At 70.6% G+C, this 14,280-nt stretch carries 13 protein-coding genes; 11 read left to right on the forward strand and 2 right to left on the reverse strand.

Going from position 1 to position 14,280, the window contains the following annotated elements:
* Positions 1–352 precede the first annotated feature (352 nt).
* From rlmM to ABB34_RS09570, 4 genes are all read left to right on the forward strand, one after another.
* Positions 353–1,399, forward strand: a complete 1,047-nt coding sequence (gene rlmM, locus ABB34_RS09555) for a 23S rRNA (cytidine(2498)-2'-O)-methyltransferase RlmM (RefSeq protein WP_057641095.1) — start codon at positions 353–355, stop codon at positions 1,397–1,399.
* A 142-nt stretch (positions 1,400–1,541) separates the two neighbouring features.
* The gene (locus ABB34_RS09560) at positions 1,542–2,498 is read left to right on the forward strand and encodes an SMP-30/gluconolactonase/LRE family protein (RefSeq protein ID WP_057641096.1); all 957 of its coding nucleotides are present in this window, start codon (positions 1,542–1,544) and stop codon (positions 2,496–2,498) included.
* A 63-nt stretch (positions 2,499–2,561) separates the two neighbouring features.
* Positions 2,562–3,284 (forward strand): hypothetical protein, encoded by a 723-nt coding sequence (locus tag ABB34_RS09565; protein ID WP_057641097.1) that lies wholly within the window; start codon positions 2,562–2,564, stop codon positions 3,282–3,284.
* A gap of 64 nt (positions 3,285–3,348) precedes the next feature.
* Positions 3,349–3,726, forward strand: coding sequence for an EF-hand domain-containing protein (locus tag ABB34_RS09570; RefSeq protein ID WP_057641098.1), 378 nt, complete (start codon positions 3,349–3,351; stop codon positions 3,724–3,726).
* 113 nt (positions 3,727–3,839) lie between these two features.
* Here ABB34_RS09570 and ABB34_RS09575 read toward each other — a convergent pair whose 3' ends face one another.
* Together ABB34_RS09575 and ubiH are read right to left on the reverse strand one after the other, a co-directional pair.
* Positions 3,840–5,018 carry a UbiH/UbiF family hydroxylase gene (locus tag ABB34_RS09575; protein WP_057641099.1) on the reverse strand — a complete coding sequence of 393 codons (1,179 nt, stop codon included), beginning with the start codon at positions 5,016–5,018 and terminating at the stop codon, positions 3,840–3,842.
* A complete protein-coding gene (ubiH, locus tag ABB34_RS09580; protein WP_057641100.1) occupies positions 5,015–6,226 on the reverse strand; it encodes a 2-octaprenyl-6-methoxyphenyl hydroxylase in 1,212 nt (403 codons plus the stop codon). Before ubiH ends, ABB34_RS09575 begins: the two co-directional genes overlap by 4 nt.
* A gap of 121 nt (positions 6,227–6,347) precedes the next feature.
* On the opposite strand from ubiH, the gene ABB34_RS09585 reads away from it, so the two are divergent.
* The 7 genes from ABB34_RS09585 (at position 6,348) to rsmA (ending at position 14,274) form a co-directional block, all read left to right on the forward strand.
* Positions 6,348–6,929 (forward strand): hypothetical protein, encoded by a 582-nt coding sequence (locus ABB34_RS09585; protein WP_057641101.1) that lies wholly within the window; start codon positions 6,348–6,350, stop codon positions 6,927–6,929.
* Between the two features lie 12 nt (positions 6,930–6,941).
* Positions 6,942–7,496, forward strand: a complete 555-nt coding sequence (locus tag ABB34_RS09590) for a cob(I)yrinic acid a,c-diamide adenosyltransferase (protein ID WP_057641102.1) — start codon at positions 6,942–6,944, stop codon at positions 7,494–7,496.
* A 209-nt stretch (positions 7,497–7,705) separates the two neighbouring features.
* A complete protein-coding gene (locus tag ABB34_RS09595) occupies positions 7,706–8,623 on the forward strand; it encodes a histone deacetylase family protein (RefSeq protein ID WP_057641103.1) in 918 nt (305 codons plus the stop codon).
* Between the two features lie 89 nt (positions 8,624–8,712).
* Complete coding sequence (lptD, locus tag ABB34_RS09600) at positions 8,713–11,145, forward strand: LPS-assembly protein LptD (RefSeq protein ID WP_057641104.1); 2,433 nt, start codon at positions 8,713–8,715, stop codon at positions 11,143–11,145.
* Positions 11,142–12,479 carry a peptidylprolyl isomerase gene (locus ABB34_RS09605; protein WP_057641105.1) on the forward strand — a complete coding sequence of 446 codons (1,338 nt, stop codon included), beginning with the start codon at positions 11,142–11,144 and terminating at the stop codon, positions 12,477–12,479. Before lptD ends, ABB34_RS09605 begins: the two co-directional genes overlap by 4 nt.
* A gap of 2 nt (positions 12,480–12,481) precedes the next feature.
* Positions 12,482–13,474 carry a 4-hydroxythreonine-4-phosphate dehydrogenase PdxA gene (gene pdxA, locus ABB34_RS09610; protein WP_057641106.1) on the forward strand — a complete coding sequence of 331 codons (993 nt, stop codon included), beginning with the start codon at positions 12,482–12,484 and terminating at the stop codon, positions 13,472–13,474.
* Positions 13,471–14,274, forward strand: a complete 804-nt coding sequence (gene rsmA, locus ABB34_RS09615; protein WP_057641107.1) for a 16S rRNA (adenine(1518)-N(6)/adenine(1519)-N(6))-dimethyltransferase RsmA — start codon at positions 13,471–13,473, stop codon at positions 14,272–14,274. The genes pdxA and rsmA overlap by 4 nt, the downstream gene beginning before the upstream one ends.
* The last annotated feature ends 6 nt before the right edge of the window (positions 14,275–14,280 follow it).

Genomic DNA, 14,280 nt, shown 5'->3' on the forward strand with positions numbered 1-14,280 from the left:
CTCGGCGGCAGGCGGAAGCTCCATTGCGCCGGCGGCGGCGCGGGTAGCCCGAGGCTGGAACGAATGGACAGCAATGCGCTACAGAGAAAGCGTAGAATGCGAGTTGTCCCGATCCCGGATCGAAATGTTTCGTGCTGCATGTCTCCTCCGGCTTCCTGCATTGCCGTACGGACGAGAAGCGCTTTCCGCTTGAAGCCCCTCGCCCTGCGGGAGAGGGGTTGGGGTGAGGGGCGATGGAGTCCCGATAGTTTGGACATCACTGACTCCGCTCGCCCCTCATCCGCCCTTCGGGCACCTTCTCCCGCAGGGAGAAGGGATGCTCTTCGCTTCGCCCAACATCCAAGGAATCCCCATGACCGGCCTGCTCTGCTACTGCCGCCAAGGCTTCGAGCCGGAACTGGCCGCCGAACTGACCGAACGTGCCGCTCATGCCGGCATCGCCGGCTATGCACGCACGCAACGCAACGACGGCTACGTGGTGTTCGCCAGCGATGACGCCGCCGCGCTCGACCGCAGGCTGCCGTGGCGCGAACTGATCTTCGCCCGGCAGAAACTGCGCCTGCTGGCCGAGCTGCCGCAGCTGGACCCGGCCGACCGCATCAGCCCGATCCTCGCCGCCCTGCAAGGCCAGCCGCGTTTCGGCGACCTGTGGGTGGAGCACCCCGATTCGGACGCCGGCAAGCCGCTGGCCGGGCTGGCACGCAGCTTCGGCAACGCGCTGCGCCCGGCGCTGCGCAAGGCCGGGCTGCTCACCGACAAGGACAACAGCAAGTTCCCGCGCCTGCACGTGGTGTTCGTCGATGGCATCCATGCCTTCCTCGCCACCGCCGACACCCGCGACAGCGCGCCGTGGCCGCTGGGCATCCCGCGCCTGAAGCTGCTGCCCGACGCCCCCTCGCGCTCGGCGCTGAAACTGGACGAAGCGCTGCTGACCCTGCTCACGCCCGAGGAACGCGAAGCGCTGGTCAAGCCCGGCATGCGCGCGGCCGACCTCGGCGCCGCGCCCGGCGGCTGGACCTGGGTGCTGACCCGCCAGCACCTGCACGTGAGCAGCATCGACAACGGCCCACTGCGCCAGCACGTGCTCGACACCGGGCTGGTCGAGCACCTGCGCGCCGACGGCTTCCACTGGCAGCCGGAAGCACCGCTGGACTGGATGGTCTGCGACATGGTCGAACAACCGCGGCGCGTGGCCGAACGCATGGCGACGTGGCTGCGCGAAGGCTGGTGCCGGCACGCGATCTTCAACCTCAAGCTGCCGATGAAGAAGCGCTGGGACGAAACCCGCCTGTGCCTGGAGCTGTTCGCCGCGCAGGCCGGCAAGCCACTGACGATCCGCGCCAAGCAGCTGTACCACGACCGTGAGGAAATCACCGTGCTGGCCACGCCGCTGCGCTAACCCGCTCTCGTAGATGCGGGGCTCGCCCCGCATGAGGCTTTCCCGATAAAGCCCCGTACCGGGCAAGCCCGGTACCTACGGCACGCCGCAACCTTCACCGCGCCACCTCGTTGCCCGCGCAACCACCGGCCACGTCCACAGCATGGCTCTGGCACACTCGGCAACTCCCCACCCGGAGACTGCCGCCATCGCCCGCCACGTCCTGCGCCATGCCGCCACCGCGCTGTGCCTCGCCCTGTGCGCCTGCGCCGCCTCGGCCGATTTCATCGCCCGCGACCACGTCGGCGACGGCACCTTCACCGCCGGCATCGAAGGCCCGGCCACCGGCCCGGACGGCGCGCTGTACGTGGTCAGCCTCGGCAAGGACGGCACCATCGGCCGCGTCGATGAGCACGGCAAGGCCGAACTGTTCGTCACCCTGCCCGAAGGCAGCGTCGGCAACGGCATCCGCTTCGCCGCCGATGGTGCGATGCTCGTCGCCGACTACGCCGGCCACGCCATCCTGCGCATCGACCCGGCCACCCGCGCCATCTCGGTATTCGCGCACCTGCCCGGCGCGCACCAGCCCAACGACATCGCGCTGGCGCCGGACGGCACGCTCTACGCCAGCGACCCGGACTGGGCCAACCCCGACAACGGCCAGCTGTGGCGCATCGACCGCGACGGCGGCGCGCACCGGCTCGAATCGGGCATGGGCACCACCAACGGCGTCGAGGTCAGCCCGGATGGCCGCCGCCTGTACGTCAACGAAAGCGTGCAGCGCAACGTGTGGGTGTACGACCGCGACGAAGCCGGCGCGCTGTCGAACAAGCGCCTGCTGATCCGCTTCGACGACCACGGCCTGGACGGCATGCGCTGCGACGCCGACGGCAACCTCTACATCGCCCGCTACGACGCCGGCGTGGTCGCCATCGTCTCGCCCGCCGGCGAGCTGCTGCGCGAGGTACCGCTCAAGGGCCGCAAGCCGACCAACGTCACCTTCGGCGGCGACGACGGGCGGCAGGTGTTCGTGACCCTGCAGGACCGCGGCGCGGTCGAGACCTTCCGCGCCGACCGCCCCGGGCGTGAATACGGGCAGCGCCCCACCGCCGGCCAGTGAGCGCCTGCCGTCTCGTTCCGTGAAACGGCGATCGGGCATGCTGCACTCCACCGGAGGACATGCATGCACGCCATCGAACTGAACGACCCGGCCGGCTTCGGCAACGAATTCCTGCGCCTGACCCTGCTGCAGGGCTTCCAGTCGCTGACCAAGCGCGACCTGGAACTGCTGATCTTCGTGCTGCTCGAACGCGACGGCGCCATCGACCGCGGCGCCTCCAACGCCGCGGTGGCGCTGCAGCTGCGGGTGACGCCGGCCAAGGTCAAGGGCCTGCGCCGCGACGGCTACGCCCGCTGGCGCGCACTGGTGCCCGAGGACGGCGAGGCCGCCCTGCGACGCATCGCCGCCACCGTGCTGACCGAGGCCAACCTGCGCTCGGGCGCCAAGCACGTGAGCGAGCGCAGCCGCAGGGAAGGCTTCCTCGCCATCCGCATCGAGCACCCCGACGACGCGCAGCGTTTCGAGCAGGCCATCCTCGAGGTGGGCGCGCTGCCGGTGTACGAGCGCAACCGCGAGGTGGTGGCGGTGCGTTTCGACACGCTGCTGAAGATCGCCGAGCGCTGGGGCTACCTGCAACCGGACCCACAGGCGACGATGGCGGCATTGAAGAAGCTGGCCCCTGCCTCGCAGGAGGTGGCCGACCTGCTGAAGAAGGACGTCACCCAGCTGCGCTGGGACGACGTGCGCGGCGCGCTCAACAGCCTCGGCGCCAAGGCGGTCGGCTCCACCGTCGAAGGCGGGCTGAAGGGGCTGCTGAAGCTGGTCTTCCCCTTCATCCCGGGCTGAATCTGCACGTTCAGCCAGTGCTGGCTACCATCGCGGCGCACCCTTTCCACCCGCGAACCGTGCCATGAACATCATCCGCCCCGCCCTGCTGCTTGCCCTTGCCGCCCTGCCGTGGAACGACTGCGCCGCGCAGGCCGTCAGTTCGCCGCTGGTACAGGTGCCGGTGGTCGTGCGCGAACAGCCGCTGGCCAGCGGCGCGGTCACCCACCAGGTGCAGTTGCCGGCCGAACCGGGACAGGCCGCGGTGGTGGTGCGTTCGATCCAGCCGGACAGCGTGACCGGCAACTACCGCATCGACTTCGACGCGCTCGACGTCGATGGCGACGGCTTCATCGGCCGCGACGAAGCGCAGGCCAACCCGGCGCTGGCCGACGAGTTCGATTCACTCGATACCGCACGGCGCGGCAAGCTGGCGCGCGAGCAACTGGCCGGCTGGCTGTAGGTCGGGGTTACACCCCCGACGCTTTGCGCATCCGTGCCGGTGCGCAAGGGGTACGGCATGCCGAATGCACGGAGGCGTCGGGGACGTAGCCCCGACCTACGGTCCGCACGGCCTCACAGGCCCGAGGCGCGCTTCCAGAACAGCGACAGCAGCGGCGGCATGCGCCCGGCCAACCCCAGCAGCGCGCCGCGCGCCAGGGTCAGGTGCATCTCGTCGTTGGAAAACAGCTTGTTGATTGCGTCGAAGCCGTAGGCGGCCACCGTGTTCTCGCTGCGGCGGCTGCGCGCCCAGCGCCGCAGGCGGTGCGGCGCGGTCCAGTCCACGCGCCGTTGCAGCGCATCGCGCAGCAGCGCGCGCAGCGCGGCGACGTCGCGCAGGCCGAGGTTGACGCCCTGCCCGGCCAGCGGGTGCACCACGTGCGCGGCATCGCCCAGCACCAGCACGCGGCCGGCGAGGTATTCCTTCGCCAGCTGCCGGCGCAGCGGGAACGCCGCACGCGGCGACACCGGGCGCATCGCGCCGAGGCGGCCGGCGAAGGCGTTGGTCAGCTCGCGGCCGAAGGCTTCGTCGTCCAGCGCCAGCACGCGCTCGGCCTCGGCATCGGGCAGGGTCCAGACGATCGAACTGCAATGCCGGCCGAATGGCAGCACCGCCAGCGGGCCGGTGTCGAGGAAACGCTGCCATGCGGTGTCCTCGTTCGGCCGTTCGCTTTCGACGTAGCCGACCACGCCGCGCTGGCCGTAGTCGTGGCGCGCGACCTCCAGCCCGGCCAGCGTGCGCAGGGTGGATTCGCCGCCATCGGCGGCGATGGCCACGGCCGCTTCGATGCGGCGGCCGTCGTCCAGCCGCAGGCGCACGCCGCGCGCGTCCTGTTCCATTTCCTCCACCCGCGCCGGGCACAGCACCTGCACGCCTGCGGGTGCCAGCGCCGCCCACAGGCGGTCGACCAGCAACCCGTTCTCGACGATCCAGCCCAGCTCGCGCCGGCCCAGGGTATCGGCGTCGAACGCCAGCTCGCCGCCGCCGGCCGCGTCCCACACCCGCATGCGCAGGTAGGGCCGTGCCCGCGCCTGCGCGACCTGCGGCCACACGCCCAGCGCCTCCAGCAGCGCGGCGTTGTCGTGGGCGAAGGCGAACACGCGCAGGTCCGGCTTCTGCGCCGACCATGGCGCCGGCTCGCGCCCTTCCACCAGCGCCACCTGCAGGCCTTCCCGCGCCAGCGCCAACGCGCAGGCGGTGCCGACCACGCCGCCACCGACCACCACCGCATCCAGCATTCCACGACGGCTCATTGCGCCTGGCTCCTGCACAGTTCGGGCACCTGCCCGCGGAACCCCATCGCCCCGCCGACCAGGAAGGACTGCAGTGGCGCGGCCTGCGACGCGGCCAGCAGGCCGATGCTGCGCAGCGGCCGCAGCAGCGGCGAGGGATTGCCGGTCAGCCGCGCCAGTCCGTCGGAGAACGCCAGCGTCTGCTCGCGGTCGGGGCCGCGGCGCTGCACGTAGGCCTGCAACAGCGCGTCGGCGCCGGGGTCCTGCGCCGCATCGCCGATCAGTTCGGCCAGGGTCAGCGCATCGCGCAGGCCGAGGTTGAAGCCCTGCGCACCCAACGGGTGGATGGTCTGCGCGGCATTGCCCAGCAACAGCGCGCGTTCGCCCACCAGCCGCTGCGCCAGCACCTGCACCAGCGGGTAGGCGCTGCGCGGGCCGCTCTCCAGCAACCGCCCGGCGCGCCAGCCGACCACGCCCTGCAGGCGCGCCAGCCATGCCGCATCGTCCAGCGCCAGCACCGCCTCGGCCTCGTCGCGGGCCACGCCATGCACCACGCCGTAGTGGCGGTCGCCGCGCGGCAGCAGCGCGGTCGGGCCGGTGTCGGTGAAACGTTCGTAGGCGGTGCCATCCGGCGCCCGGGCCGGGCGCAGCCGCGCCACGAACAGGGTCTGCAGGTAGTCGTGTTCCTGGGTGGCGATGCCCAGCGCCTGCCGCACCGCGCTGCGGGTGCCGTCGGCGCCGACCACCAGCCGCGCGCGCAGCCGGCGTTCGCCGGCCGCGTCGGCAATCACCACTTCGCGGCGGCCGTCCGTGCAATCGCCCAGCGCCACGAACGTCGCCGGGCGGTAACGGGCAAGGTGTCGCAGTTCGTCGAGCCGGGCTTCCAGTGCATGGCCGAAATCGCGCGCCACCACCACCTGGCCGAAGGCATCGCGACCATAGTCGTCGGCATGCATCAGCACCCGGCCGAAATCGCCGGCGCGGCTGACGTGGATGCGGCGGATCGGGCCGGGCGCCCCTTCCAGTCGCTGCATCACGCCCAGCGCGGTGAGCGCGTTGACCGTGGCCGCGGCGAAACTGAGGTTGCGCTGGTCGAACACCGCCGGCAGGCCGCCGGCCGGGCTGGCTTCCACCAGCCCCACGTCCAGCCCCAGCCGGTCCAGCGCGATGGCCAGGCTGGCACCGACCAGCCCGCCACCGACGATCACCACATCATGCAAGTCACTCATGGCCGCCATGATACCGGCGGGGAGCGCATCCGCAGGCACACACCGCGGTTGCCGGCGCCACCTGTCCGCTCCCCGCCGATTGGCTAGAATGGCCGCCTGAATCCAGGGAGCCACCACCGCCATGACCGCCAACGTCCAACGCACCTTCGTCCTTTGCCTGCTCGTGCTGTTGATGGCCGGCACCCGCATCAACCATTTCGCGCCGATCCCGGACGCCTCGTGGGCGGTGTTCTTCATCGGCGGCTTCTACTTGCGCGGCTGGACCCGCTGGGCCTTCCCGCTGCTGATGGCGCTGGCGGTGGCCATCGACTGGGCGGTCATCAGCGGCCAGGGCCAGAATTTCTGGGGCCATTACTGCGTCTCGTCCGGCTACTGGGCGCTGGTGCCGGCCTACTTCGCGATGTGGGCCGGCGGCATGCTGCTGCGCCGCTGGTACAAGGGTGCGAGCTGGCGTTCGCTGGGCCTGTTCGCCGCCACCCTGGTGGTTGCCGTGGCCGTGTGCCACCTGTTCGCGCAGGGCGGCTTCTACTGGACCAGCAGCGTCGTTGCCGAACCGACCTTCGCTGGCTGGGCCAAGAACTACGGTGACTGGCTGCTGCCCTACCTGCGCACCGCCGTCATCTACACCGGCGCCGCGGCACTGGTGCAGGTTGCCGTGGAAGCCTTCGGCCGCCAGTCGGCCAGCGGCCGCATCGCCCACTGACGGCTCCCGCTCATGGGCAACCGCCTCTCGAAGATCTACACCCGCACCGGCGACGACGGCAGCACCGGGCTGGGCGACGGCAGCCGTACCGGCAAGGATTCGGCCCGGGTCAACGCCTACGGCACGGTGGACGAGGCCAACTCGGCCATCGGCGTGCTGCTGGCGGTGGAACTGCCCGAGGACGTGCGTGCATTGCTGACCACGATCCAGCACCAGCTGTTCGACCTCGGCGGCGAGCTGTGCATCCCCGGCCACGCCGCCATCCAGGCCGCCGACATCGACGCGCTGGAGCAGCACCTGGACCGCTGGAACGACGACCTGCCGCCGCTGAAGGAGTTCATCCTGCCGGCTGGCGGCGAGGGCGCCGCGCGCTGCCACCTGGCGCGCACCATCGTGCGCCGCGCCGAGCGCGAGACGGTGGCGCTGGCCCGCGTCGAGGCGGTGCGCGACGAGGCGGTGCGCTACCTCAACCGCCTGTCCGACCTGCTGTTCGTGCTGGCCCGCGTGCTGGCCCGCGCCGGCGGCCACGGCGAGGTGACCTGGAATCACCAGCGCCGGCACGGCTGACGCGCTCTACCAGGTAGCGCCCGACCGTTGGTCGCGGCGGCGGCGCGCAGCGCCGTGTGGCCTTGCCGCAAGCCGATTGATTGTGCCGACCAACGGTCGGCACCCACCCATGGCGACGCGGCTTGCCCCATCGGCACTTCCCCGTTGGCACTTTTCTGCCGGCCAAGGCCGGCAGCTAGGGGGCATGGCGGTCGGTTACAGTGCCGGGCATGCTCGTCTTCACCCACCCGGCCTGCCTCGGCCATGACCCCGGCATCGACCACCCCGAATCGCCCGAGCGGCTGCGGGTGGTGCTCGACGCCCTGCGCGAGGCCTTCCCCGACCGGCTCGACTGGCGCGAAGCGCCGCCGGTCAAGCTCGGCGAGCTGGCGCGCGTGCACGACCGGGCGCTGATCGACGACCTGCTGCGGCCGCAGGCCGAACCGCTGCGGCGCATCGACCTGGACACCTTCACCTCGCCCGGCTCGGCCAGCGCCGCGCTGCATGCCGCCGGCGCCGGCGTGGCGGCGGTGGCGGCGGTGATGGATGGCCCCGACCGCCGCGCGTTCTGCGCGGTGCGCCCGCCCGGCCACCACGCCACCGCCGACACCGCGATGGGCTTCTGCCTGTTCAACAACATCGCCGTGGCCGCGGCCCATGCCCTCGACGCGCATGGTCTGGAACGCGTGGCCATCGTCGATTTCGACGTCCACCACGGCAACGGCACGCAGGCGATCTTCCTGGCCGATCCGCGCGTGGCCTACTGCAGCACCCACCAGTCCGGGCTGTTCCCGCAATCGGGCAACATGCGCGAGCGCGGCACCGGCAACATCCGCAACATCCTGCTGCCGCCGGGCAGCGGCGGCTTCCGTTTCCGCAATACCTGGGCCGACGAGCTGCTGCCGCAGCTCGACGCCTTCGGCCCGCAGCTGCTGCTCGTCTCGGCCGGTTTCGACGGCCACATGCGCGACCCGCAGGCCGACCTGATGCTGGAAGCCGAGGATTTCGGCTGGCTCAGCGGCGAACTGGCCGCCCTCGCCACGCGCCATGCCGGCGGCCGCATGGTGTCGATGCTCGAAGGCGGCTACGACCTGCAGGCCCTGCGCGAATGCAGCGTGGCCCACGTGCGGGCGCTGCTGGACGGGTGACGGCGGCATGAACCCCGGCCGCCCCCTTCATTGCCCCCATGCAGTCGATACGGCAAGCTAGCGGCCGTTTTCCCCCGAATCCGAACCGCGTGCGCCGAGCCCTTCGCCTGCTCCCCCTGCCCCTGGGCATAGCCATCTGCCTGCCGGCCCTGGCCGATGAAAAGCCGGTGAACTGGAACCTGTGCCCGGCCACCGACACCCTGCCGGCATTCGACGACGCACCCTCGGCCGACCCGAACGCCGCCGCCATCCGCGACACCCTGCCCACCGACATCGAGGGCGACCAGCTCTCCGGCACCAGCACCGTGCCGCAATACGGCGGCAACGTCGCGCTCAAGCGCGGCGACCAGTTCATGGGCACCGACAACCTGCGCCTGGACACCGAGACCGGCAACTACATCGCCGACGGCAACGTGCGCTATTCCGACTCGTCGATCCGCCTGACCGCCCAGCGCGCCGAAGGCAACCAGGAAACCGACAGCCACAAGATCAGCGACATCCGCTACCAGTTGGTGTCCCGGCGCGGCAACGGCAGCGCCGATTCGATCGACCTGCAGGGCTCGATCGGGCAGATGCACCACTCCACCTACACCACCTGCGACCCGTCGCAACCGGTGTGGAAGCTGTCCGCGCCACAGATCGAGGTGGACAACGACGAGGGCTTCGGCACCGCCCGCAACGCGGTGCTGCGCATCGGCAAGCTGCCGGTGATGTACATGCCGTGGTTCAAGTTCCCGATCGACGACCGGCGCATGACCGGCCTGCTCTACCCCAAGCTGAGCCTGTCCGGGCGCAACGGCTTCGACTACGCGCAGCCGATCTACTTCAACCTGGCGCCGAACTACGACGACACGCTGACCCCGCGCTGGATGAGCCAGCGCGGCGTGCTGCTGGAAAACGAGTTCCGCTACCTCTATGGCGGCGGCAAGGGCCAGCTGGACACCTTGTGGATGCCGAACGACGAACTGCGCGACCGCGACCGCGGCAAGGTCGAGTTCCGCGGCTACCACAACATCGACCGCCACTGGCAGGCCCGCGCCAACCTGGCCTGGGTCAGCGACGAACGCTACGTCGAGGATTTCGCCAACCGCCTGGCCGGCGTCACCTCCAGCAACCTGAAGAGCACGGTCGGCGTGTACGGCACCGGCCGCACCTGGACCGCGGGCCTGATGGCCGACCGCTGGCAGCTGACCGACTACACCCTGACCGAACGTGCCCTGCCCTACGACCGCCTGCCGCGGCTGTACGCCAACTGGGGCGATGGCTTCGGCCGCTGGTTCGAGGCCGGCGTTTACGCCGAGGCGGTGCGCTTCAGCCACGGCGACGTGCACGGCAAGTCCATCGTCGATGGCGAATACGTGCGCAACGGCAGCGTCTCGCGCATGGACGGCGGCGCGCGCCTGGACATCAAGCCCTACGTGTCGATGCCGCTGGCCGGCGCCTCGTGGTACATCACCCCGACCCTGGCCTGGCGCTACACCGCCTACGATCTGGAACGCGGGCTGGCCGACGACCTGCGCCGCGACCAGTTGACCGCCGCCGGCATCGACCCGGACACCGCCACGCCCGAACAACTGCGCGGCAACACCACACCCCATCGCAGCCTGCCCATCGCCAGCCTCGACATGGGCCTGTTCTTCGACCGCGAAACCACGCTGGACGGCAAGCCCTACCTGCACACGCTGGAACCGCGCCTGTTCTACCTGAACACGCCCTACCGCGACCAGGGCGGCCTGCCGCTGTTCGACACCCGCGCCTTCACCTTCAGCTGGGGCCAGTTGTTCCGCGATTCGCGCTACAGCGGCGCCGACCGCCAGAACGACGCCAACCAGCTGACCACGGCGTTGACCACGCGCCTGATCCGCCAGGCCGACGGCCGCGAGAAGCTGTCGGCCAGCCTCGGCCAGATCACCTACTTCGAGGACTCCCGGGTCACCCTCAACGACCGCGAGGCCGTGGTCGAGCAGGGCAAGTCGGCGTGGGTGGCCGACGTCAACTGGGCCCTCACCGACCGCTGGACGCTGGGCAGCACCTACCAGTGGAACCCGAAATACCGCAAGGAAGACCTGGCCAGCCTCCGCGCCCGCTACCTGATGCCGGACGACGGCGTAGTCAATCTGGCTTATCGCTACCGCCGCAACCCCAATGACGGCAAGGACCAGCTCAAGCAGGCCGACCTGTCCTTCCTGTACCCGGTCAACCCGCGCTGGAGCCTCGTCGGCCGCTATTACTACTCGATGCTGGACCACAAGCCGCTGGAGATCATCGGCGGCGTGCAGTGGGACAGCTGCTGCCTGGCGGTGCGTGCGCTGGCCCGCCGCTACGTCAAGAACCGCGAGGGCGAGATGAACAACTCCTTCCAGATCGAGTTCGTGCTCAAGGGCCTGAGCTCGGTCGGGCAGGACACGGACCGCACCTTGCGCCGTGCTATTCTCGGCTACTACCGCGACGACCTGTACCTCGTTCCGCCCAGCAACATCGAGGCGAACGACGACGACTACGATCCGAACCTGATTCCATGACCAAGACCCTACCCGCAGTCCTCGCCGCCCTGCTGGCGCTCACCGCCGTGTCCGCACCGGTGCACGCGCAGCAGACCCAGCCGCTGGACCGCATCGCCGCCGTCGTCGACGAGGACGTGATCCTGCAGAGCGAGCTGCAGCGCGCGATCAACAACATCAAGAGCCAGTACGCCGGCCGCGAGCACCAGTTGCCGCCGGAAAGCGTGCTCGAACGGCAAGTGCTCGAACGCCTGGTGCTGGTCAAGCTGCAGGTCGCCCGCGCCGAAAGCAACGGCATCCGCGTCAGCGGCGAGGAACTGAACCACGCCATCGCCAGCATCGCCCAGCAGAACGGCACCGACGTCGACGGCCTGCGCCAGCGGCTGGCCCAGGACGGCATCGGCTTCGAGGACTTCCGCAGCTCGGTGCGCGAGGAAATCCTCACCCAGCGCCTGCGCCAGAGCTTCGCGCAGAGCCGCATCAACGTCAGCGAAGGCGAAGTCGACGCCGCGCTGGCGCAGCAGAACGCCGGCGGCCTGCAGTACCACCTGGCGCACATCCTCGTCGGCCTGCCCGATGGCGCCAGCGCCGAGCAGATCAGCACCGGCCAGGGCAAGATCGAGGGCATCAAGAACCTGCTCGACAAGGGCGAACTGGATTTCCAGGCCGCCGCGGTGCGCTATTCGGACAGCCCCAACGCACTGGAAGGCGGCGACCTCGGCTGGCGCAGCCTGGACGAGATCCCCAACGCCTTCTCCAGCCAGATCCAGGCGATGAAGGCCGGCGACGTGCTCGGCCCGATCCGCGGCCCCAGCGGCTTCCAGCTGCTGAAGCTGGTGGAAGTGCGCGACAGCGACGGCGCCGCCGCACAGACCGTCACCGAATACCACGCCCGCCACATCCTGGTGCGCGTGACCGACCAGGTCGACGAGGCCGCCGCCAAGGCGAAGATCGAGACCCTGCGCGCGCGCATCGCCGGCGGCGCCGACTTCCAGGCCGTGGCCAAGGAGTCGTCCGACGACGCCAACAGCCGCGGCCAGGGCGGCGACCTGGGCTGGTTCCCCGCCGACGCCTTCGGCCCGGACTTCGGCCGGCAGGTCGAGGGCGTCGAAGACGGCGGCGTCACCGCGCCGTTCCGCACCGACGCCGGCTGGCACATCGTGCAGCGCGTAGGTACCCGCCAGACCGACGTCGGCGACGCCAACAAGCGCGCGCAGGTCCGCGAGACCATCGGCCGCCGCAAGCTGGAAGAGGAATACAACCGCTTCCTGCAGGAGCTGCGTGGCGAGGCCTACGTCAGCTTCCGCAGCGGCGACCGTGCCGAGGGCACCGCCGAAACCCCGCAGCAGCCGTAACCATGCTGCCCCAGCTCGCTCTGGTCCCGGGCGAGCCTTCCGGGATCGGCCCGGAACTGTGCATCCGCCTTGCCCAGCAGCCGCGCACCGATTGCCGGCTGCTGGCCTTCGCCGACCCGGACACCCTGCACGCCGCCGCCGCCGCGCTCGGCCTGCCGCTGAAGCTGCTACCCGAGGACGCCGATGCACGGGCGCCCGGTGAGCTGCGCCTGCGCGAAATCCGCAACGCCGTTCCCTCCCGCTTCGGCCAGCCCGATGCCGCTAACGCACGCGCAGTGATCGACGCCCTGCTCTGCGCCGGCCGGGCCTGCCTGAGCGGCGAGCCCGATGGCAAGCTCGATGGCGTGGTCACCGGCCCGGTGCACAAGGCCGCCATCAACGAAGGCGGCATCGCCTACAGCGGCACCACCGAACTGCTGGCCCACCAGGCCGGCGTCGAGGTGGTGATGATGCTGGCCAACGACATCGTGCGCGTGGCGCTGGCCACCACCCACCTGCCGCTGCGCGACGTTGCCGACGCGATCACCGCCGACGGCCTGCGCAAGGCCATCGCCACCACCCATGCCGCGCTGCGCCGCGACTTCGGGCTGGCGCGGCCGCGCATCGCCGTGCTCGGGCTGAACCCGCACGCCGGCGAGGACGGCCACCTCGGCCGCGAGGAACTGGACGTCATCATCCCGCTGCTCGAACGACTGCGCGGCGAAGGCATGGACCTGGTTGGCCCCTTGCCGGCCGACACCGCCTTCCTGCCGGCCAAGCTCGCCGGCTTCGACGCGGTGCTGGCGATGTACCACGACCAGGGCCTACCGGTGCTCAAGTACAGCGGCTTCGAGCAGGCGGTGAACCTCACCCTCGGCCTGCCCTACCCGCGCGTGGCCGTCGACCACGGCACCGCGCTGGAGCTGGCCGGCAAGGGCGTGGCCGATCCTTCCAGCCTGCTGGCCGCCACCGCGCTGTGCGCCCGGCTGGCCGCACAACGTAAGATTCCCCGATGAACACCCACTCCCCGCGCGCCGGCTTCACCGCCCCGGCGAAGAAGCAGCTCGGCCAGCATTTCCTTGCCGACGCGCACTACGTCGAGAAGATCGTGCTGGCGGTGAACCCGAAGCCCGGCGAGCGGCTGGTCGAGATCGGCCCCGGCCAAGGCGCCATCACCTTCCCGCTGCTGCGCCGCCATCCGCAACTGACGGTGATCGAGTTCGACCGCGACCTGATCGCCCCGCTCACCGCCGCCGCCGCGCCGCTGGGCGAGCTGAGCATCGTCCACCGCGACGTGCTGCAGGTGGATTTCACCGAACTGGCCGCCGGCGGCAGGATCCGCCTGGTCGGCAACCTGCCCTACAACATCTCCTCGCCGATCCTGTTCCATGCACTGGACCATGCCGCGGCGATCTCGGACATGACCTTCATGCTGCAGAAGGAAGTGGTGGACCGCATGGCCGCCGCGCCGGGCAGCAAGGTCTACGGCCGGCTGAGCGTGATGCTGCAGGCGTGGTGCGAGGTGACCGCGTTGTTCGTGGTGCCGCCGGGTGCGTTCCGGCCACCGCCGAAGGTGGACTCGGCGGTGGTGCGGCTGGTGCCGCGCGACCCGGCCACGGTCGGCATCATCGATCCGAAGCACTTCGCCGACGTGGTCAGGGCCGCGTTCGGCCAGCGCCGCAAGACCCTGCGCAACGCCTTGAACGGCGTCGTCGACGAAGCCGGTTTCGCCGCCGCCGGGGTGCGCAGCGACGCACGCGCCGAGCAGTTGCAGGTGGCCGACTTCATCGCCTTGGCCAACGCCACCGCTGCCTGACGTCGG

The sequence above is a fragment of the Stenotrophomonas daejeonensis genome (genome assembly GCF_001431505.1).
Taxonomy (GTDB): domain Bacteria; phylum Pseudomonadota; class Gammaproteobacteria; order Xanthomonadales; family Xanthomonadaceae; genus Stenotrophomonas; species Stenotrophomonas daejeonensis.